Genomic DNA, 19,124 nt, shown 5'->3' on the forward strand with positions numbered 1-19,124 from the left:
GTTGATACTTGCGACACGACGACGGTACGCCTCGCTTTGTGGAAGTCAACCGGCGCAGCCGGCCGGTTTGCCGGATGCGCCTAAATTTTCGCCATGTCGCTGCCGTCGCTCAGACGCGATTGCCGTCGGCGTTGAAGAAGTGCAGCCGCTCGACCGGCAGGCGTACGGGCAGCGAGCCGGAAACGTTGAGGAACCGGCGGTCGTTGGTAAACGCCTTGAAGCCGGCACGGCCGAAGGAGAGGTGCAGGATGATGCCGAAGCCCGTCGGTTCGACCAGGTCGACATTGGCTTTCAGCGCATCCGGGCCTTCGACGCCGATCTCGACATGCTCCGGTCGGATGCCGAGCGTCGCCCTGGCGCCGTCCGTCAAGGCAGGATGCGGCTGGGCCGGAACGATGATGCCGCCTTCGGTTTCGAAGCGCGGGGCGCTACCGTTGCGATAGGTTCCCTCGAAAAAGTTCATCCCTGGTGACCCAATGAAGCCGGCCACGAAGAGATTGGCCGGGCGGTCATAGAGATCAAGAGGGCTTCCGACCTGCTGGACGAAGCCGCCGTTCATGGCGACGATGCGATCGGCGAGCGTCATCGCCTCGATCTGGTCGTGGGTGACGTAGATCGAGGTGGCGCCCAAGTCCTTGTGCAGCTTCTTGATCTCGGCGCGCATCTGTTCGCGGAGGCGCGCGTCGAGGTTGGAGAGCGGCTCATCGAAGAGAAACGCCTTGGGTTCGCGCACGATGGCCCGGCCCATGGCGACGCGCTGGCGCTGTCCGCCCGAAAGTGCACGGGGGCGGCGTTCGAGCAGCGGGTCGAGACCGAGCTTGGCGGCTGCGCCCGAGACGACGCTTGCGATCTTTTCCTTGGCGACCTTCCTCAGCCTGAGGCTGTAGCTCATGTTCTTGGCGACCGACATGTGCGGATAGAGCGCGTAGGACTGAAACACCATGGCGATGTCGCGGTCCTTCGGGGCCAGTTCGTTGACGCGTTTTCCGGCGATGCGGATTTCGCCCGAGGTCACGCTTTCGAGCCCGGCGATCATGCGCAGAAGCGTGGACTTGCCGCAGCCTGACGGGCCGACGAGCACGACGAATTCGCCGTCGCCGATCTTCAGGTCGACATCGTGCAGGACCGGGTGGATGCCGTAGGATTTCTGGATATTGGCGATATCGATGGAAGCCATGAGAACAATCCTCAGCCTTTGACCGCGCCGGCCGTGAGGCCCTGGACGAGATAACGTTGAATGAGCAGGAAGAAGAGGCAGGCGGGGATGAGCGCGAGCACGCCGGCGGCCATCATCTGCCCGAAGTCGACGGAGAACTTCGACACGAAGGACAGAAGCCCGACGGGGAACGTCGCCTGATCGTTGCCGGAGATCAGCATCAGCGAGAACAGTAGTTCGCTCCAGGCGGCGGTGAAGACGAAGCCGAGCGTTGCGGCAATGCCGGGCAGCGTCAGCGGCAGGATGATCTGGCGGAAGGCGACGAATTGGGTGGCGCCGTCGATCATCGCGGCCTCCTCCAGATCCTTCGGGATGCCGTCGAAGAACGACTGCATCAGGAAAGTGGCAAACGGTACGTTGAAGGCGGTGTAGACGATGACAAGGCCGGTGAGGCTGTTGGTCAGCCCGAGCGGCGAGAGGATCTTGAAGATCGGCGCCACCAGCATGACCAGCGGGAACATCTGCGTCAGGAGCATCAGCGCCACCAGCCAGTACTTGCCGCGGAAATTGAAGCGCGACAGGGCGTAGCCCGAGAGCGAGGCGAGGATGGTGACGATGACGGCGGTGGAACCCGAGACGATCAGGCTGTTCTTGAAGAACACCGGAAAGGCGCTGTGGCGGAGCACGAAATCGAAGTGCTCAAGGCTGGCGCGCGAAGGCCACATTCGAATGCCTTCGGAGTAGAGCAGATCGTTGGGCGTGACGGCGACCTTCAGCAGCCAGTAGAGCGGGAAGAGCGCAAACGCGATGTAGGCAAGGATTGCCAGCCGGTGCGCGATCGTGAGGAAAAGAGGTTTGGCGCGCATCGGTTCAATCCTTGCTCAGGAGCCATTGCCGCAGGATGACGATCAGCATCGAATAGGCGAGCAGCAGCGCCAGGAGCACGAGCGCGATCGCCGAGGCGTAACCGAAATCCAGCCGCTTGAAGGCCTGGGTGAAGATGTAGCTGGCGACGATCTGGGTGCGGTCGGCCGGTCCGCCATTGGTCATGACGATGATGAGATCGGCGAAGTTGGAGATCCAGACGGTGCGCAAGAGGATGGTGATGGCGATCGTCGGCGCAAGGAAGGGGAGGGTGATCGACAGGAAACGTTGCACTGGGCCGGCGCCGTCAATGCTGGCGGCCTCGTAGAGGTCGCGGGGGATCGCCTGAAGGGCTGCTAGCAGCGTGATGGCGAAGAAGGGTATGCCCCACCAGACATTGGCGATGATCGGTCCCCACATGGCAAGCTGCGGGTCGGACAGGATGTTGTTCGGTTCGCTCATGATGCCGAGGCCGAAGAGCCAGTGCGGCAGGGGGCCGACGACCGGATTGAACAGCCAGGCCCAGTTTAGGCCGGCGAGGAAACTCGGCACCGCCCACGGGAGGAAGACGAGCGCCTGGGCGAGGCCGCGGCCGTAGAAGGGCTTGTCGAGCAGCAATGCGAGGATCAGACCGAAAACGAACTGGAAGAAGACCGAGGCACCGGTCCACCAGAGCGTATTGCGCAACGCCCGATAGAAGGCCTGGTCCTCGGACAGCGCCCGGAAATGATCAAGACCGATATAGGCGCCGGAGAACGGGTTCAGGAGCTGGATATCGCGGAAGGCGTAGGAGACGCCGAGCACCAGCGGCACCAGCATCACGGTGACGATCAGGATCAGCGCCGGCGCGCTATAGAGATAGGGTGCGGCGCCATCGGCGATGCGCTTCTTCAGCGGCGTCCTGCTTGCCGGCAGGCCGCTTTGGCGGGCGACATAGGCCATCGATCGAAATTTCCCCTGTGCGGCCGCCGGTTTTTCGGGCGTGCCTCGATTCTAGGTCGGAGCGGGAAGGGCGGAGACCGCGCACACTTCATTCCGCTCAAAGCGTTATGAGGGCCGGCGGCGGCGAACCGCCGCCGGCCAAAAGCTTACTTCTTGCTGGCGAGGAACTTCTGCTGTGCCTTGGTGAGGTAGTCGGCCCACTGGTCGGCGAGTTGCTGCGGCGTGATATCGCCGAGCAAGGCTTCCTGGGTTGTCTTGATGGCGAGCGAATCCTTGAAGAAGGCGAATTCCTCGAGGTAGGTCGGCATCACAGTCAGGACGACGTCCTTGTCGGCAAGTTCGTCGAACCAGCCCTTGAACTGCGCGCTGGCATAGAAGGGATCCTTCTCGGCCGACTTGTGTACCGGAAGCGCCCCGGTGCGCTTGTTCCACTCGATGTTGCCTTCCGGCCCTTCGAGCGTCTCGATCAGCTTCCAGGAGAGGTCCTTGTTCTGGCTTGCCGACAGCATCGACCAGCCGGCAAAGCCGATGGTTGTGAAAGCCTTGCCGCTCGGGCCCTTCGGCATGGTGGTGACGCCGAAGTCTTCCGATTTCATGCGCTCGGCAATCGCGATCAGAGCATCCGGGTCCTGGTCGAGGAAGGCGCAGGTGCCGCTGTAGAAACCGGCGACGATTTCATTGAAGCCCCAGTTGACGCTGTCCTTCGGCGCCAGCCCCTTCTTGTAGAGATCGATCACCCAGGTGAGGCCCTTGACCCAGCCTTCGCTGTTCATGGTCGAGGTGCCGTCCTCATTGAAGAAGGTGTTGCTGCCGGCCATGGTGGCGCCGAACATGACCCAGCCGTTGAGTCCACCCGGGCCGCCGCGCAGGCAGTAGCCGGACTTGCCCGGAAGCTTCGAGACGGCTTCGGACGCCTTGACGAAATCGTCCATGGTCTTTGGCGGCTCGTTGACGCCGGCTTCCGACAAGAGCTTCTTGTTGTAGAACATGGCGCGCAGGTAGAAGCCGTAAGGCAGCATGTAGGCGGTGTCGTTGACGTCGCGGCCGAGTTCGAGCGCGCGTTCCGTCAGGCCGGCCGTGTGCTCCCACTTGGCAAGGTAGGGCTCGAGGCTTTCGAGCATACCGTTGTTGGCATAGAGCGACAGCCAGGTGTCGGGCATTTCCATGACGTCAGGCAGTTCGCCGGCCGAAACCATGGTCGCGAACTTCTGGAAGGCTTCGCCCCAGGGAAGCGAGATGATTTCGACCGTCGTGCCGGGGTTGGCGGCCTCGAACTTGGCGACGATCGACTTCAGCGTCTCGGTGCGCTCGGGACTGGTGATGACCTCGACGAGCTTCAGTTTGGTGTCGGCGAGCGCGCTTCCGGCCATGAGGCTGGCGAGAAGCGTGGCAGTGATCAGTTTCTTCATTTCTGTTCCCTCTTTTCTTCGTTGGTTTTGGTTCAAAGTGGGCGGACCGGGATCCTCATCCCGCTCCAGTCAGTCAGTCGAAGCGACGGCGAGCGCCGCTTCGAGATCGCTCCAGAGGGCCTCCGTTCCCTCCAGACCGACATGGAGCCGTACCGATCGCGGCGAGATGCCGAAGGCGGCCGCGGAATTGGGCTGGGCTTTCTGCGACAGCACGACTTCGCCCGGCACGATGAGGCTTTCATGCCCGCCCCAGGACACGCCGAGCTTGAAGAGTTCGAGATGGTCCGCGAAGCGCCTGACGTCGACGCCCTCGCGGAAGATGAAGGAGAACAGGCCGGACGTGCCGGAAAGGCCAGGCGGCAATGTGTTGCCAAGGCCGGGATGGCAGACGGTCTCGACCAGCGGGTGGGCCTGCAGGCGGCGCGCGACTTCAAGTGCCGAGCGCTCGTGCGACTTCATCCGGATCGGCAAGGTACGCAGACCGCGGATCAACAGCCAGGCGTCGAAGGGCGAAAGCTTGCCGCCGAGATAGGGATAGGCTTCGGAACGGATGCGGCCGATCAGTTCCTTCGATCCGGTGACGACGCCGGCGACGACGTCCGAGTGGCCGCCGAGATATTTCGAGGCCGAATGGATGACGAGATCGACGCCGAGCGAGATCGGCTGCTGGAAGATCGGGCTCGCCCAGCTGTTGTCGATCGCGGTGATGATGCCCTGGTCCTTCGCCAGGCGGGCAAGGGAAGCGACGTCGTGGGTGTCCATTACCCAACTCGTCGGGCTTTCCATGTAGAAGAGCTTTGCGCCGGGCAGCGCCTTGGCGACCGCTTCCTCGTCGCGGCCGTCGACATAGGTCACTTCGATCTTCATGCGCTTCAGATGCGTGCCGAACAGGCGGAAGGCATCGGGATAGACATGGTTGACGGCAACGATCCGGTCGCCCGGCTCGACGAAGGAAAGCACGGTCGAGGAGATCGCCGACATGCCGCTCGCAAAACCGATCGCGTCCTCGCCGCCTTCGAGTTTCGCCAGCATCTCCTCGAACATGCGCACAGTCGGGTTGAGGCCGCGGGTATAGATCGGCCGCACGCGCTCGCCCCGGTAGGAGGCGACCATGTCGTCATAGTCCTTGAAGGTGAAGAGCGAGGTCTGCACGATCGGCGGCACGACGGCGTCGAAGGCGTGGCCTTCGTCATGCGCGACGATCAGCGAGGCGTGGTCGAACGGATCGAGGCCGTTGGTCATTTGGACATTTCCTTGATGTCTTCCTCGACGATCGCGAGGATTTTTAGCGTTTCTTCGCGCGCGGTCTCAGGGTCCTGAGCAGCGATCGCGTTGAAGAGGGTGCGGTGGAACGGGAAGGAGCGACGGGCAAAATCCGTTCGGTCGAAAGGATGGTCCCAAAAGCGCTCGAAGGCCTCGCGCATTTGTTCGAGCAGCTGGCGAAAGAGCGGATTGTGGGTGGCGTCGTAGATCGCCAGATGAAAGGCCAGGTCTTCCGGCCCCGACGTGCCTTTGGCGATATGCACGCGCTCCATTTCGTTGAGCCTGATTTCGATGACCTTCAGGTCGTCTTCGGTGCGCCGGCGGGCGGCGACCATGTTGGCTTCGACTTCGATGCCGCGGCGCACTTCGAGCGTCATCAACAGCACGTCGCGCAGGTGCGCCGCGTCGAGCGTGAGCGGCATATGGACGGTCGCGCCGGAGATCGTGCGCAAGAGATAGGTGCCGCTGCCCTTGCGCGCCTCGACGACGCCGAGTGCCTGGAAGTGGCGAATGACCTCACGGATCGTGGAGCGGCCGACGGCCAGCGCCGTCATCAGTTCGCGCTCGGCCGGCAGGCGTTCGCCGGGTTTCAGGCCCGATTGTTCGATGTAGTCAGCCAACGCGGCAATCACCTGCTGAGCCCGGTCGGCCGGGGGCAGGGGCATCAGTGCCGCTCTTGCCGGTTCATTCATTCGGCTCCCTCCCCAGAGGCCAAATTGGTCTGACATCTCACCAATATGATCAAGCCAGTTGGGGTCGTCAAGCAAGAACTGATAGACGCACAACTGTTGACCCCGCCCGCCTCAGGCGTAGACAAGGGAGGCAAGGAGCTCTGGTGATGATGAAATCGGAATATCAGTTCGTGGTCGCAGCCGTGCTCGGCGCGTTCTTCGTCATGGTGGCGGCTGCGGGGGATGCCGAGGCTCAGATGCGGACGCGGAAGGGCGAGTATTACGAGGGGATCCAGCGCAGGCCCTATGGCTATTACTGGATCTGGCCACCGGTCGAGCAGCAGCAGCCCGTCTACAAGAAACAACCCGGCAAGAAGGGGAGCGAGCTCGCGAAGCCGCGCAAGCGGCCGGTTCAATAGCCGCAGGGCTCGACGAAGAGCGCAAAGAGAAGCGGCGCCCTGGGGCGCCGCAACTTTGATCAGACCGTCGCGACGTGAACGTCGCGGGGGAGCGAGGAAAGAACCTCCGGCCCATCCTCCCGGAGGATAACGATATCCTCGAGCCGGATGCCGAAGCGGCCGGGGAGATAGATGCCAGGCTCGATCGAGAAGACCATGCCTTCTTCGAGCACGGTTTCCGAGGTCGCGGTGACATAGGGCGGCTCGTGGCCGTCGATGCCCATGCCGTGGCCGGTGCGGTGGACGAAGTACTCGCCATAACCGGCGTCCGAAATCACCTTGCGGGCAGCAGCATCAACCTCCTTGGCGAGCACGCCCGGGCGAGCCGCCTTCAGTGCCGCCTGGACGGCCCTTTCGACGATCGTGTGGATCTGCCCGTAGCCTTCGGGCGCGCGGCCGACGATCGCCATGCGCGTAATGTCGCTCGGGAAGCCCTGCTTGCGGCCGCCGATGTCGATAACGACGGCATCGCCTTCCTCGATCACCCGCTCGCTGGCGGAGTGATGCGGGAAGGCGCCGTTGCCGCCGGCGCCGACGATCCAGAAGGCCGGTGCGGCACCTTCCGAGGCGAAGTGCCCGCGGATCTCGGCGGCCAGTTCCTTCTCGGTCATGCCCGGGCGGATCTTGGAGAATGCCGCCTGCATGGCGCGATCGGCGATGCCGGCATTCATCTTCAGAAGCGCGTACTCGCTCTTGTCCTTGCGCATGCGGAGTGCGCCGAGCGTCGCCGGGGTGAATTCGCGCGCGGTATCGGCGGGCAGCGCATCGATCAGCAGCAGCGCAAAATCGGCGCGCATGGTTTCGTCGAGCACGACGCGACCGGGCTTTGCGGCGCCGACATCGGCAAGCGCTGCGGTCAGGGCGTCGCTCGGGCCAACGTCATCGGCCCAGTTGTGGAAGGCGATGTCGGTGTGCTCGCGCGTGCCTTCGGCGTTGAGCGCCGGCATCAGGAACGCTTCCTTCTCCGGGCCGATGAGCAGCAGGCACGGGCGTTCGTCGGGATGCGGATGGTAGCCGATCAGCCAATCCATATGCGATCCCGGCGCCAACGCGACGAGGCCGACATTGCTTTCGGCCATCGTGCGGCGGAGTGCTGCAAAACGGCTCTTGGTGAGTTCCTTCATGGTGTTTCCAATTCTGGCTTGAGAAATCAGATGCCACAGCCGGTCATGCGGCCGTGGCCGAAGGTGAGGGGGAAAGGAGCACCGGAGATCGGCGCGTCGTCGGCTATGGGGAATGCTTGAGGCCCGCGCCTGTCTTGCGGCGGGACTTGGATCTTTGGCTCTTCAAGCGGACACCTCCCCCTCGAATGCACGAACATGAGGCCGGGAGGCTGGTCGCTTCCCGTCGCTATGCTTCTGTATTTGCACGACTTTGGTGCTGTGGCTGAGCGTTGTCAATACGGAATTTTAGTCACACTAAAATTTGTGACGGCGTCGCCTCAGGCAGCCAATCGCAGTAACCGTGCAACCGCCTGCTGGTCGAAGCCGCCGATACCCTCACGGATGTCGGCAGCGACCGCGTCGGCAGCAGCGTTCTCATCGCGGCGCCTCAGCGCCTCGATTGCCTCGCGGTGGCGGTCGACCACGTAAAGTTCGGTCACGTGTTCCATGGCGATGCCGAGGATCGGGCCGAGCTGCAGCCAGACGCTCTCGATCAGCGGCACGGCGACCGCATCGGGATTGGCCGTATAGATCATCCGGTGAAACGCCTGGTTGGCGATCAGCGCCGCCACCTTGTCACCCCGACGGATCTCCGTCTCGATGCTGTCGTCGATCGCCGTGATCTTCTCGATCTGACGTTCGGAAAGATGAGCGACGGCCCGGCGAGCCGCATGGCTTTCGAGCGCAATGCGCAACGAGATCAGTTCTTCGAAGCGGGCGGGCGTGATGTGCGGAACCACGATGCGGCGGTTTTCGAGGAACTGCAGCGCGCCGATCGAGGTCAGCTGTCTAAGCGCCTCGCGCACCGGGGTCGGGCTGCTTTCAAGCGCCTCGGCCAGGCCGCGGATGGTGACGGAGGTGCCGGGTCGGAACGCGCCGACCATGATCGCCTGGCGCAGCCGGTGAAAGGCATAGTCATGCGTGGTCATGCCGTCGGGGCGCGCAAGTGGCGGTAAGACAAGGGGTTTCAAGTGCGCATGTCCTTTTGCCCGAATTGCGATGGCTTTCTCATCAGCGAGAGCGGTGTTTGGCAAACGCCTGCATACACTTTTCCGCGTCCCGCTCTACGTCAAACGCCTGATAGCACTGCCGCTGCTTGACTCCAATTCCCGAATTATGTCAACTTTCTGAAAATGTGATCACAAAAAGAGATTTGCGATATGTCGCTCGACGCGGAAGATCCCAGCGCATTCAAGGCATGGCTCGAGCAGAACGGGCCGATCGAAAGCATCCAGGCCGTCGTCTGCGACCTCAACGGCATCATGCGAGGCAAACGCGTGCCGGTGGAGCAGGCGGGCAAGGTGCTCGGCGGCGGCATCCGCATGCCGCTCTCGATTGTCGGTGTCGACGTATGGGGCGAGGACATCATCAACAGCGAGCAGGTGTTTGCGAGCGGCGACCGCGACGGCATCTGCGGTGTCACCGGCCGCGGCGCGCTGCCGGTGAACTGGACCTCGCGGCCGAGCGCGCTGGTGCCGCTCTGGCTGCAGCTTGAGGACGGCAAGCCGTTTCTCGCCGATCCGCGCCAGGCCCTTGCGGCGGTCGTGCGTGAGTACAAGGAGCTCGGCCTTCGCCCCGTCGTCGCGACCGAATTGGAGTTTTACCTGATCGACCCGGAGCCGGACAGCGCAGTGCCGCCGATCTCGCCCTATACCGGCAAGCGTCTCGATTCCGATGCGATCCTCTCAATCGACGAACTCGACGATTTCGGCGAGTTCTTTTCCGACGTCTACAAGGAATGCGCCCGGCAGAACGTGCCGGCGGATGCGGCGATCGCCGAGAACGGCATCGGCCAGTTCGAAATCAACCTGCTCCACACCGACGACCCGCTGAAGGCGGCCGACGACGCGATCTTCTTCAAGCGCATTGTCAAGGGCGTGGCGCGCAAGCATGGGCTCGCCGCGACCTTCATGGCCAAGCCCTATGGCACCCGTTCCGGCAATGGCATGCATATCCATTTCAGCCTGCTCGACGAGGAGGGCAACAACGTCTTCAACGACGGCAGCGACGAGGGCTCGCCGATGCTGAAGAACGCCGTCGCCGGTCTACTGCGCGGCATGGCCGAGACGACGCTGCTGTTTGCGCCGCATTTCAATTCCTACCGGCGACTGCGGCCGGATACGCACGCGCCAACCGCCGTCTGCTGGGGTTACGAGAACCGCACCTCGGCCATCCGTATTCCCGGCGGCAATCCTGCCGCGCGGCGTATCGAGCACCGCGTCGCCGGTGCCGACTCCAATCCTTATCTCGTCATCGCCGCGATCCTCGGTGCTGCCCTGGTCGGCATCCGCAACAAATGGAAGCCGCCGGCGCCGGTTTCGGGTCGGGCCTATGCAGCGGAGAAATTGCCCAAAATTCCCTCGGAATGGGGGCAAGCGGTCGACAGCTTCGAGGCAGGACCGATTGCCGCCGAAATCTTCGATCCCGTGCTGCGCTCGATGCTGATCGCCTGCAAACGCCAGGAAATCGCGGGCTTTGCCGAGCAGGTCACGGACTACGAATTCAGCGCCTATCTGGAAATCGTCTGATGCTTACCAAACAGAAATCCTATGCCGGTGACGGCAGCTACCCGACCAGCTACTACGCCGCCTCCCGCAACATCATCCGCACGCCGGTCCGGCTGCAGGGCCGGGTCGAGGCCGATGTCTGCGTCGTCGGCGCCGGCTATTCCGGTATGTCGACGGCGATCCACCTTGCCGAAAAAGGCTACAAGGTCGTCGTCATCGAGGGCGCGCAGGTCGGCTGGGGCGCTTCGGGCCGCAACGGCGGTCAGGTGGTCAACGGCCTCAATGCCAGTCTCGCGACCATCCAGCGCCGCTACGGCGAGGATGCGGCGCGCTTCATCGGCGGGCTGGTGCAGGAGGGCGGCAAGATCATCCGCCGCCTCGTCAGCCAGTACCAGATCGAATGCGACCTGAAGCCGGGCAATATCTACGCCGCCTATACGCCGGCGCATATGAAGGAGCTCGAAGCCAAGCAGGCGCTCTGGCGCAAATATGGCATGGACGATCACCAGTTGCTCGACCGTGACGCGCTCGCCAAGCTCGTCAAGTCGGATGCCTATTGCGGCGGCATGCTGGACACGACCGGCGGCCACATGCATCCGCTCAATTTGGTACTCGGCGAGGCCCGTGCCTTCGAAAGCATTGGCGGCACGATCTACGAACAGTCGCCGGTGACACGTGTCGACCACGAGGCGGCGCGGCCGACCGTCTATACTGAAGGCGGCGAGGTTTCGGCGCGCATCGTCGTTCTCTGCGGCAATGCCTATCTCGGCGACGCCGTGCCGAAGCTCGTCTCGCGCGTCATGCCGGTTTCGACGCAGATGGTCACCACGGCACCGCTCGGCGAAGAGCTTGCCCATTCGCTGATCCCGAGCGACATGTGCGTCGAGGACGTGCGCTACATCCTCGACTACTTCAGGCTCTCGGCCGACAAGCGCATGATCTTCGGTGGCGGTACCGTCTATGGCGGAACCGATCCGGCCGATGTCGTCGCCAAGCTGAAGCCCAATCTCGAAAAGGTGTTCCCCGCGCTCAAGGGCGTGAAGATCGACTATGCCTGGAGCGGCAATTTCGCGCTCTCCTTCACCCGCGTGCCGCAGATGGGCCGGATCGGCAGCAACACCTATTTCGCCCATGGCTATAGCGGCCACGGCGTTACCGGTTCGCACCTCTTCGGCCGCACGCTCGCCGAGGCGATCGACGGCGACACCACGCGTTATGACGTCTTCGAGAAGCTGCCCTGGTATCCGTTCCCGGGCGGGCGCATGTTCCGGGCGCAGTATTCCACCATCGGTTCCTGGTGGTACCAGTTCAAGGACGCGGCCGGGCTCTAGGAACAATCCGCGCGCAGCGGCGTTTTGGCCGGGCGGACCGCCGTCTCGGCGGCGGTCAGCGGTCGATCTCGCGTCGAATGTGTTTCCGTCCTGATTAGCGATGCGATAGTATCGACCTTCTGCGGCAGGGGTCCGCCATCTCAAAGTGGGCCTTTGCGTCTCTGCCCTGTGACCGCCCGCATCTGGCGCTTGCTGAATCGGTCACCAAGGATCGCCCGCCTGTCGCTGCGGGCAAGCAAACGGGGAGCCTATCGCTCCCGATTGATTTCCTGGGAGACCTCGCGATGTTCGTGCGCTTTGGCTATGAAATCGGCATTCGTTGCCCGCAGCCGACCCCGATGATGACCTATCTTTCCGTCGTGCCGGAACGGCGCTCATGCCTGCGGCGCGAGCATGGTCCAGTCTCTTCGCCGATCGTGAAGATGGAGCAGATCACTGATCCGCATGGCAACACCTGCTTCCGGATGACTGTGCCCGAGGGCGATTTCAAGCTCTGCTATGATGCGGTGATAGAGGATGACGGCAGGCTCGACGCCACGGACCCATTGGCGGATGCGGTGCCGGTCGAGAACCTGCCCGCCGAGTGGCTGCCTTATCTTGCAGCCAGCCGCTACTGCGAAACGGACCGGCTTGGCGCGCTTGCCTGGCGTCTGTTCGGCGATGTGCCAGCCGGCTGGGAGCGCGTCCAGGCGATTTGCGATTATGTCCATGAACGCCTCGTTTTCAGCTACGGCTATGCGCAGGCGATGCGCACGGCACTCGAGGCGCATGAGGATCGCGTCGGTGTCAGCCGCGACTACGCCCATCTGGCGATCACCCTCTGTCGCTGCATGAACATGCCGGCGCGCTACGTGAACGGCTATATGGCCAATATCCCCGCGAGCGAACATCCTGCGCCGATGGATTTCAATGCCTGGTTCGAGGTCTATCTCGGCGATCGCTGGCATACGTTCGACGCCAAGAACAACCAGCGGCGGGCGGGGCGCATCGCGGTTGCCCGCGGCCGTGATGCCGCCGACATTCCGCTGATCCAGACCTTCGGCAAACATGAGCTCACCGCTTTCACCGTCTGGACCTGCGTCGAAACGGATAGCGCGCTCAAAGGCTCGCATCGCGCCTCCGACGTTTCGCTGCTCACCCCATGGTTCAGCGAAACCTGGGCGAAGCATCTTCAGGACCGCGACCGCAACCGCCATTGATGAGCGCGATGGCGGCGAACCGATTTTTTACGATTTATGCGATTTGCGGAATTTAATATCTACAAACTCAATGGAAAATATAGGAGAACAAGACAGTCGATGGGCCGTGGCCCTCGCAGGAACGGAGAGACGCGATGAACGCAGCGAAACCGATGATCCAGTCCCGCTACGCACTCTACGGGACCACACCGCAACGCCGCTCACATGTTCATCTCGTTCCGCACGCAATTGCCATCGTTGCCGCCTTCTCTTTCGTCAGCGCCGTCGTGGTCGGCGCCTTCTGACGGCAGCCTCAGCTTTGCCGTGACAGATGCTCGTGCACGGCAAGCCACTCTCCTGACGATTTCCGCTCGAACACGATCGTTTCCCGTTCGTCCGCGGTTGCGGGCTCTCCATTGAATTCCAGTTCGGTCTCGACCCGGTGGGTGAAGACCGCGACATTGCCCACCGTCTGCACATTTCGCTCGCTCGACCGGCAGGCGCGCACGCGAAAACCGTCCCGTTCCTCCCAAAGCGACCACTCGGCCTCGTACTCCGCCCTGCTTTTCAGCGGTCGGTCGAGCGTGTGGAAGATGAAGGTCGCATCCGGCGCGAACGCGGAGAAATAGGCTGTCCGGTCATGCCTGGCGAAAGCGGCAACCAGCCGGTCGGCGGCCTGAAGCACCGACTGTTCGAGATTTTTCATGGGGTTCCCTCTTTATCCGGAAGCAGACTGCTCCGGTGGTCTTCGCGATGGTCAGCGCACTGCAATGAGCGTCGCCAGCGGGCGGTTCTGGCGTGAGACGCGCGCTTTGAGATCGTCGAGCGACATGGTTTCGCGCTTCGCGAACTCGGTGAACATCATGTTGAGATTGTTGAAGAACATCTCGCCGACCGCCTCGGCATCGACATCAAGTGCGACGACGCCCTTGGCTTGAAGTTTGCGGATCAGCGTCGAAACCTGCTCGCATAGCCGACGATCGAGTTCGGTGTAGCGCTTGCTGAACGGGCTCTCCGGCTGCTGGATGGCGATCGCCATCGCGGTGCGCCACATCTCCTTGCTGAGATAGTAGAGCGAGTGATCGTAGTATTCGCCGATCAGCGCATCGAGTGCGCCCATGACGGAGGCGGGCGGGTTGTCGACGATCGATCCGCCGCCGGCGAGCACCTCCTCGACTTCCATCGACACGGTGGCGAGCAGGATGTCGCCCTTGTTTTCATAGTAGTTGTAGAAGGTTCCGACCGAAATTTCGGCGCGCTCGGCAATGTCCTCGATGCGTGCGCTGTCGTAGCCGACTTCGCGAAAAAGCACGGCGGCGGCGTCGAGAATTCGCCTGTTGCGATCCGCCTTTTGCCGTGCGCGCAGTCCTGTCATTCCAGTGCTTCCCCGAATTATGAATTGGTTCAAAATTGAGATTGACTTAAAAAATGAATTCATTCAATCTTTTTTTGAAGACGCCGAAACGAGCGTCAAAACAAGAGGGCAACAGCATGATGCAGTCAGTTCGTGACGGTGCGCGCCTGCGCCGTTTTTTCTCCTCCACGGCCGCAATCGCGATCGCCGCTCTGTCGACGGTCGCGGCCCCCGCGCCGGTCTTTGCCCAGGAAGAGCTCAATGCGCTCGTCTGGTGCGACCACACCGATCCGGCGCTTCTTGAGCCGTTCGAGAAGGCCAATGACGTGAAGGTCAACGTCAAGGTTTATGAGGGTACCGGGGCAGGGCTCTCGATCCTCGACCAGTCGCAACCGGGCGACTGGGACGTGCTCGTGATCGACGGCGTCGACGTGCACCGGGCCATCGACCTCGATCTGCTTGCCGAAATGCCGGCCGATGCGTTGCCGACCGCCGACATTTTCCCGGAAGTGCGCATGGAGGCCAACAACACCAAGGACGGCAAGACCTACGCCGTCACCGAGAAGTTCGGCTACAACACGATTTCCTACGACAAGACCAAGGTCGACCCGAAGGACATGCAGGACCTTTCGGTTATCTGGTCGGATAAATACAAGGGCCGCATAGCGCTCTACGACTACTATCTGCCGATGATCGGTCTCGTCGGGCTTGGCCTCGGCAAGAAGACCGCCGATCTGAGCGACGCGGACATGCCGGCGATCAAGGAAAAGCTCGCGGCAATGCGGGCCGTTTCCAAGCAGGTGAGCGACGTCGTCTCCTCGCAGACAGCGCTTGCGACCGGCGAAGTCGACATTCTCGTCGGCGGCGGCGAATGGATCACCGCTGTTCTCTCGGCCGACAAGCCCAGCCTCGACTGGACCATCCCCGAGCAGGGCGCTGTGCGCTGGGCGCAGTCGATCGGCGTGATGAAGGATTCGACCAAGCAGGAGCTGGCGCTGAAGTTCGTGCGGTACATCGTGAGCCCCGAGGGCCAGGCGCGGCTTGCGACCTCTTCCTGCTACTGGGCGATGCCGGCCAATGCCAAGGCGGGTGAACACCTGACCGACCAGCAGAAGGCGGCACTGCGCTTCGACCAGCAGGCCGAATATCTGAAGAAGACGCAGCTCTATCCGATCCCGTCGGCCGAGCTCGACCAGCAGTTCCAGGACGCCTGGACGGAAATGCTGCAGCAGTAATGAAAGCAGCGGGCGCGATGTGTCGCGCCCGCCCTTCTTCTTCGCTCGCCGAAATCCTTTGATCTTGGACGGTAATGGCAGACACCGCTTTGACATCAGCGACAGCGCTTGAAGACGCCGACCGGCGCAAGGCCTGGGGCTTCGTTGCTCCAGCGCTTCTGTGGACCGTCGCCTTCTTCGTCGTGCCCTTCGCCTTCATGGCGGCCATGAGCCTCTGGAAGCGGGAGGGGCGGGACATCGTCCATGCCTGGAACTTCGACAACTACGTCCGCTTCTTCTCCGAAAACGCGCTGTTCCGGGGGCTCGTCAACTCGCTCGAGATCACCGTTATCGTCACGGTGATCTCGGTGCTGCTCGCCTATCCGCTCGCCTGGATCATCGCCGAGCGCGTGCCGAAGCGGCTGCAGCGCATGGCGCTGATCTTGGCGATCCTGCCGTTCTGGACCTCCTATGTGGTGCGCTCCTATTCCTGGCTGCTGGTGTTATCGAAGAACGGCGTGATCAATCAGGTCTTCATGAGCATCGGCCTTATCTCCGAGCCGCTGGAGCTGGCGAGCACGCGCACGGCCACGGTCATCGGCTTCGTGCACTTCTTCGTCATGCTTTTGACGCTGACGATCTATTCCAACCTGATCCAGCTTTCGCCAAACTACCGCCGCGCGGCCGCAGACCTCGGCGCCAATGCCTTCCAGACCTTCTGGCATGTGGTGCTGCCCTTGACGCTGCCCGGTATCATGACCGGCGCTTTCCTTACCTTCGTGCTTTGCATCGGCGACTATGTCACGCCGCAGATCCTCGGCGGCAACAACGAGTTGGTGCTGCCGCAGATCATCATGCTGCAGCTCGGGCGCCGGGCGGATTTCCCGATGGCAGCGGCGCTGTCGATCGTGCTGATGCTCGCCGTCACCGTCGCCTATCTCGCCTGCGCTCGCTGGCTGAAGATCGAGAGGGCCTGACGATGCTGCGCCAGATCTCCGCAAGCGTGCTCTCCTGGACCTATCTCGTCCTCGTCTATGCCTTCATCTTCCTGCCGGTTGCCGTATTGGTGCTGTTCTCGTTCCAGGATGGTCGCCTGCCGGTGCCGCCGTTCAACGGCTTTTCGCTGCAATGGTACGAGGCGGTTTTCGCCGACCGCAAGCTGATGGCAGCGCTTGGTAACTCGATGGTCGTGGCGCTCGTCTCCTCGGTCATCTCCGTGCTGCTCGGCTTTCTCGCAGCCTATGCGCTCGCGCGCTACAAGCTGCCCGGCTCGGCGCTGCAAAGGGGACTGCTGATCGCGCCGATGACGGTCAGCTACCTGATCATCGCGCTTGGCCTTTTGTCGCTCATGAACGCGCTGCATATCCCGCTGTCGCTGATGACGGTCGGCATCGGCCATGTGGTGATCAACCTGCCGCTCTGCTTTGCCATCATCTATGCCTCGATGGGGGATCATCACATCAACATCGAGCGGGCGGCGCGCGATCTCGGCGCCAACGATTTCAAAGTGATGGCGCTGGTGACGGCGCCGATGCTGATGCCGTCGATCCTTGCTGCCTTCTTCCTTTCCGTCACCTTCAGCTGGGACGAGTTCATCATCGCCTTCCTGCTGTCGCGCTTCGACGTGACGCTGCCCGTCGAGATCTGGAGCATGCTGCGCTCCGGCCTCAACCCCAAGACCAATGCCATCGGCTCGCTGGTGTTCTTAGCCTCTGTCGCCGCGCTCCTCATCCTTGAGCTTTCCCTGTTCGGAAGGACGAAAAAACAATGACCGCTCCTGTCTCGATCGAAAACGTCAGCAAGATCTTCGGTGCCTTCACGGCCCTGGATAACGTTTCCCTCGATATCCGGGCTGGCGAGTTCATCGTGCTGCTCGGGCCGTCCGGCTGCGGCAAGACCACGCTTCTGTCGATCCTTGGCGGCTTTCAGTCGCCAAGCGCGGGACGCGTGACGATCGCCGGGCAGGACATGACCTATGTGGCGCCGGCCAAGCGTCCGACGACGACGATGTTCCAGGACTATGCGCTGTTTCCGCACATGCGCCTCGTCGACAATGTCGGCTTTGGCCTCAGGATGCGCGGCCTTGCCAAGGCCGCGCGCGACGAAAAGGCGCTCGGCTACCTCGATCTCGTCGGCCTCAAGGCTTCCGCCGGCAAGCGGCCGCACGAACTCTCGGGCGGCCAGCGCCAGCGCGTCGCGCTCGCCCGTGCGCTGACGGTCGATCCGGACGTGCTGCTTCTCGACGAGCCGCTCGGCGCGCTCGATCTGAAACTGCGCCGCCAGATGCAGGATGAACTGAAGGCGATCCAGAAGCGGGTTGGCACCACCTTCGTGCATGTCACCCACGACCAGGAAGAGGCGATGGCGATCGCCGACCGGATCGTGGTGATGAACCAGGGCCGTATCGAGGATTTTGGCCCGCCATCGGAGATCTATATGCGCCCGCGCTCGCTGTTTTCGGCGGGCTTCATGGGCGAGGTCAATTTCGTTTCCGGCCGTGTGGCGGCGGCGGACGCCAGCTCCGCCCGGGTGGAGACGCCGCTCGGCAGTCTGGCATTGCCGGCAAAGAACTTCACCGCATCGTCGCCGAAGGCCGGCGACCGGATTACACTGACCATCCGGCCGGAACACTTCCGCGCTGACGACAAGGCAGAGGGTCCGACAGTGGCGCTTGGTGAGGCGCGGGTTGCCGGCAGCGCTTTCTTCGGCACGCATTACCGCTGCCACCTGCAGCCCTGTGCTGCGGACACCAGGGCGCTGGTCGCGCACCTGCCGCAATCGGCAAGCGTGCGCGAGGGCGAGATTGTGCCGCTTGCCGTGCGCGCCGCCGACGTCGTAGCCTTGCCCGCCACAGGTGGACATGCGTGATACGATGCAGAGAATTGCACCTCAGGACTGGTACCGGGTGAGGCGGCTCGACGACGGCGTCACCGCTATCGATGAGCCCTATATCCAGGAATTCTACCGCTGCAACATCTGGCATGTGCGCGGCCGCGACCGCGATATGCTCGTCGATAGCGGCATGGGTGTCGTGTCGCTCCGGCAATGGGTGCCCCTCGTCACCGAACGCGCCTTGGACGCCGTCGCCAGCCACACCCACTTCGACCATATCGGCTGCCATCACGAGTTCGAGTGCCGCTGCGTGCATTCGGCCGAGGCGGAACTGCTGGCGCATCCGACGCGCAAGAACACGCTCGCCGACCCCTACGTCGCCGACGAGATCTTCGACGCGCTGCCGCCCGAGCCCTACGCCTCCATCACCTATGCGGTGAAGGCGGCGCCGGCGACGCGGCTGCTCGAAGACGGCGACCATATCGATCTCGGCGACCGCGTCTTCGAGGTGATCCACACGCCCGGCCATTCGCCCGGCGGGATTGCGCTCTTCGAGGCGAAGACCGGGATCCTGTTCTCCGGCGACATCCTCTACGATGGCCCGCTGATCGAGGACACTTATCATTCCAACGCCGACGACTATCTGGCGTCGATGGAACGGCTGCTGAAGATACCCGCGCGTATCGTTCACGGCGGACATTTTCCGAGCTTTTCGGGTGAGCGTTACCGAGCGCTAATCCTTGAATGGCTTGCTGAAAAACAAAAGACAAACTGACGGGAAG

The 19,124-nt window shown here is 62.7% G+C and carries 20 protein-coding genes; 10 read left to right on the forward strand and 10 right to left on the reverse strand.

What is annotated here, in order from left to right:
* Positions 1–109: 109 nt before the first annotated feature.
* The 6 genes from ugpC to IB262_RS26280 form a co-directional block, all read right to left on the reverse strand.
* Complete coding sequence (gene ugpC / locus IB262_RS26255; RefSeq protein WP_090298303.1) at positions 110–1,177, reverse strand: sn-glycerol-3-phosphate ABC transporter ATP-binding protein UgpC; 1,068 nt, start codon at positions 1,175–1,177, stop codon at positions 110–112.
* Between the two features lie 11 nt (positions 1,178–1,188).
* The gene (locus IB262_RS26260) at positions 1,189–2,022 is read right to left on the reverse strand and encodes a carbohydrate ABC transporter permease (RefSeq protein WP_112771938.1); all 834 of its coding nucleotides are present in this window, start codon (positions 2,020–2,022) and stop codon (positions 1,189–1,191) included.
* A gap of 4 nt (positions 2,023–2,026) precedes the next feature.
* Positions 2,027–2,962 (reverse strand): sugar ABC transporter permease, encoded by a 936-nt coding sequence (locus IB262_RS26265; RefSeq protein ID WP_051659467.1) that lies wholly within the window; start codon positions 2,960–2,962, stop codon positions 2,027–2,029.
* A gap of 146 nt (positions 2,963–3,108) precedes the next feature.
* The gene (locus IB262_RS26270) at positions 3,109–4,371 is read right to left on the reverse strand and encodes a sugar ABC transporter substrate-binding protein (protein ID WP_060520334.1); all 1,263 of its coding nucleotides are present in this window, start codon (positions 4,369–4,371) and stop codon (positions 3,109–3,111) included.
* 69 nt (positions 4,372–4,440) lie between these two features.
* Positions 4,441–5,613, reverse strand: coding sequence for a PLP-dependent transferase (locus tag IB262_RS26275; RefSeq protein WP_034798903.1), 1,173 nt, complete (start codon positions 5,611–5,613; stop codon positions 4,441–4,443).
* A complete protein-coding gene (locus IB262_RS26280; RefSeq protein ID WP_034798900.1) occupies positions 5,610–6,326 on the reverse strand; it encodes a FadR/GntR family transcriptional regulator in 717 nt (238 codons plus the stop codon). The genes IB262_RS26275 and IB262_RS26280 overlap by 4 nt, the downstream gene beginning before the upstream one ends.
* Positions 6,327–6,472: 146 nt before the next feature.
* On the opposite strand from IB262_RS26280, the gene IB262_RS26285 reads away from it, so the two are divergent.
* Positions 6,473–6,724: a hypothetical protein gene (locus IB262_RS26285; RefSeq protein WP_112976594.1), complete on the forward strand. Its 252-nt coding sequence runs from the start codon at positions 6,473–6,475 to the stop codon at positions 6,722–6,724.
* A 59-nt stretch (positions 6,725–6,783) separates the two neighbouring features.
* Here IB262_RS26285 and IB262_RS26290 read toward each other — a convergent pair whose 3' ends face one another.
* Both IB262_RS26290 and IB262_RS26295 read right to left on the reverse strand, forming a co-directional pair.
* Positions 6,784–7,887, reverse strand: a complete 1,104-nt coding sequence (locus IB262_RS26290; protein ID WP_112976593.1) for an aminopeptidase P family protein — start codon at positions 7,885–7,887, stop codon at positions 6,784–6,786.
* A gap of 317 nt (positions 7,888–8,204) precedes the next feature.
* Positions 8,205–8,897, reverse strand: coding sequence for a GntR family transcriptional regulator (locus IB262_RS26295; protein WP_034798895.1), 693 nt, complete (start codon positions 8,895–8,897; stop codon positions 8,205–8,207).
* Positions 8,898–9,086: 189 nt separating this feature from the next.
* On the opposite strand from IB262_RS26295, the gene IB262_RS26300 reads away from it, so the two are divergent.
* From IB262_RS26300 to IB262_RS26315, 4 genes are all read left to right on the forward strand, one after another.
* Positions 9,087–10,454: a glutamine synthetase family protein gene (locus tag IB262_RS26300; protein ID WP_034798892.1), complete on the forward strand. Its 1,368-nt coding sequence runs from the start codon at positions 9,087–9,089 to the stop codon at positions 10,452–10,454.
* Complete coding sequence (locus tag IB262_RS26305) at positions 10,451–11,764, forward strand: FAD-binding oxidoreductase (RefSeq protein ID WP_162728835.1); 1,314 nt, start codon at positions 10,451–10,453, stop codon at positions 11,762–11,764. Before IB262_RS26300 ends, IB262_RS26305 begins: the two co-directional genes overlap by 4 nt.
* A gap of 284 nt (positions 11,765–12,048) precedes the next feature.
* Positions 12,049–12,963 carry a transglutaminase family protein gene (locus IB262_RS26310; RefSeq protein WP_112976591.1) on the forward strand — a complete coding sequence of 305 codons (915 nt, stop codon included), beginning with the start codon at positions 12,049–12,051 and terminating at the stop codon, positions 12,961–12,963.
* Between the two features lie 134 nt (positions 12,964–13,097).
* Positions 13,098–13,247 (forward strand): hypothetical protein, encoded by a 150-nt coding sequence (locus IB262_RS26315; RefSeq protein ID WP_034798890.1) that lies wholly within the window; start codon positions 13,098–13,100, stop codon positions 13,245–13,247.
* 8 nt (positions 13,248–13,255) lie between these two features.
* Here the strand turns inward: IB262_RS26315 and IB262_RS26320 are convergent, their stop codons facing one another.
* Both IB262_RS26320 and IB262_RS26325 read right to left on the reverse strand, forming a co-directional pair.
* Positions 13,256–13,648, reverse strand: a complete 393-nt coding sequence (locus tag IB262_RS26320) for a nuclear transport factor 2 family protein (protein ID WP_034798887.1) — start codon at positions 13,646–13,648, stop codon at positions 13,256–13,258.
* Between the two features lie 51 nt (positions 13,649–13,699).
* Entirely contained in the window at positions 13,700–14,317 is a 618-nt protein-coding gene (locus tag IB262_RS26325) for a TetR/AcrR family transcriptional regulator (protein ID WP_089045837.1), read from the reverse strand.
* A gap of 116 nt (positions 14,318–14,433) precedes the next feature.
* Here IB262_RS26325 and IB262_RS26330 point away from each other — a divergent pair, with 116 nt between their 5' ends.
* The 5 genes from IB262_RS26330 to IB262_RS26350 all read left to right on the forward strand — a co-directional run bounded on the left by IB262_RS26330 (position 14,434) and on the right by IB262_RS26350 (position 19,117).
* A complete protein-coding gene (locus IB262_RS26330; RefSeq protein WP_192357236.1) occupies positions 14,434–15,531 on the forward strand; it encodes an extracellular solute-binding protein in 1,098 nt (365 codons plus the stop codon).
* A gap of 74 nt (positions 15,532–15,605) precedes the next feature.
* On the forward strand, positions 15,606–16,487 hold the full coding sequence (locus IB262_RS26335; RefSeq protein ID WP_034798883.1) for an ABC transporter permease: 882 nt from the start codon (positions 15,606–15,608) through the stop codon (positions 16,485–16,487).
* A gap of 2 nt (positions 16,488–16,489) precedes the next feature.
* Positions 16,490–17,281 (forward strand): ABC transporter permease, encoded by a 792-nt coding sequence (locus IB262_RS26340; RefSeq protein ID WP_112976590.1) that lies wholly within the window; start codon positions 16,490–16,492, stop codon positions 17,279–17,281.
* Positions 17,278–18,378, forward strand: coding sequence for an ABC transporter ATP-binding protein (locus IB262_RS26345; RefSeq protein ID WP_112976589.1), 1,101 nt, complete (start codon positions 17,278–17,280; stop codon positions 18,376–18,378). The genes IB262_RS26340 and IB262_RS26345 overlap by 4 nt, the downstream gene beginning before the upstream one ends.
* A gap of 4 nt (positions 18,379–18,382) precedes the next feature.
* The gene (locus IB262_RS26350; RefSeq protein ID WP_112976601.1) at positions 18,383–19,117 is read left to right on the forward strand and encodes an MBL fold metallo-hydrolase; all 735 of its coding nucleotides are present in this window, start codon (positions 18,383–18,385) and stop codon (positions 19,115–19,117) included.
* The last annotated feature ends 7 nt before the right edge of the window (positions 19,118–19,124 follow it).

The organism is Ensifer sp. ENS02, from assembly GCF_014851885.1.
GTDB classification, from domain to species: Bacteria; Pseudomonadota; Alphaproteobacteria; order Rhizobiales; family Rhizobiaceae; genus Ensifer; species Ensifer adhaerens.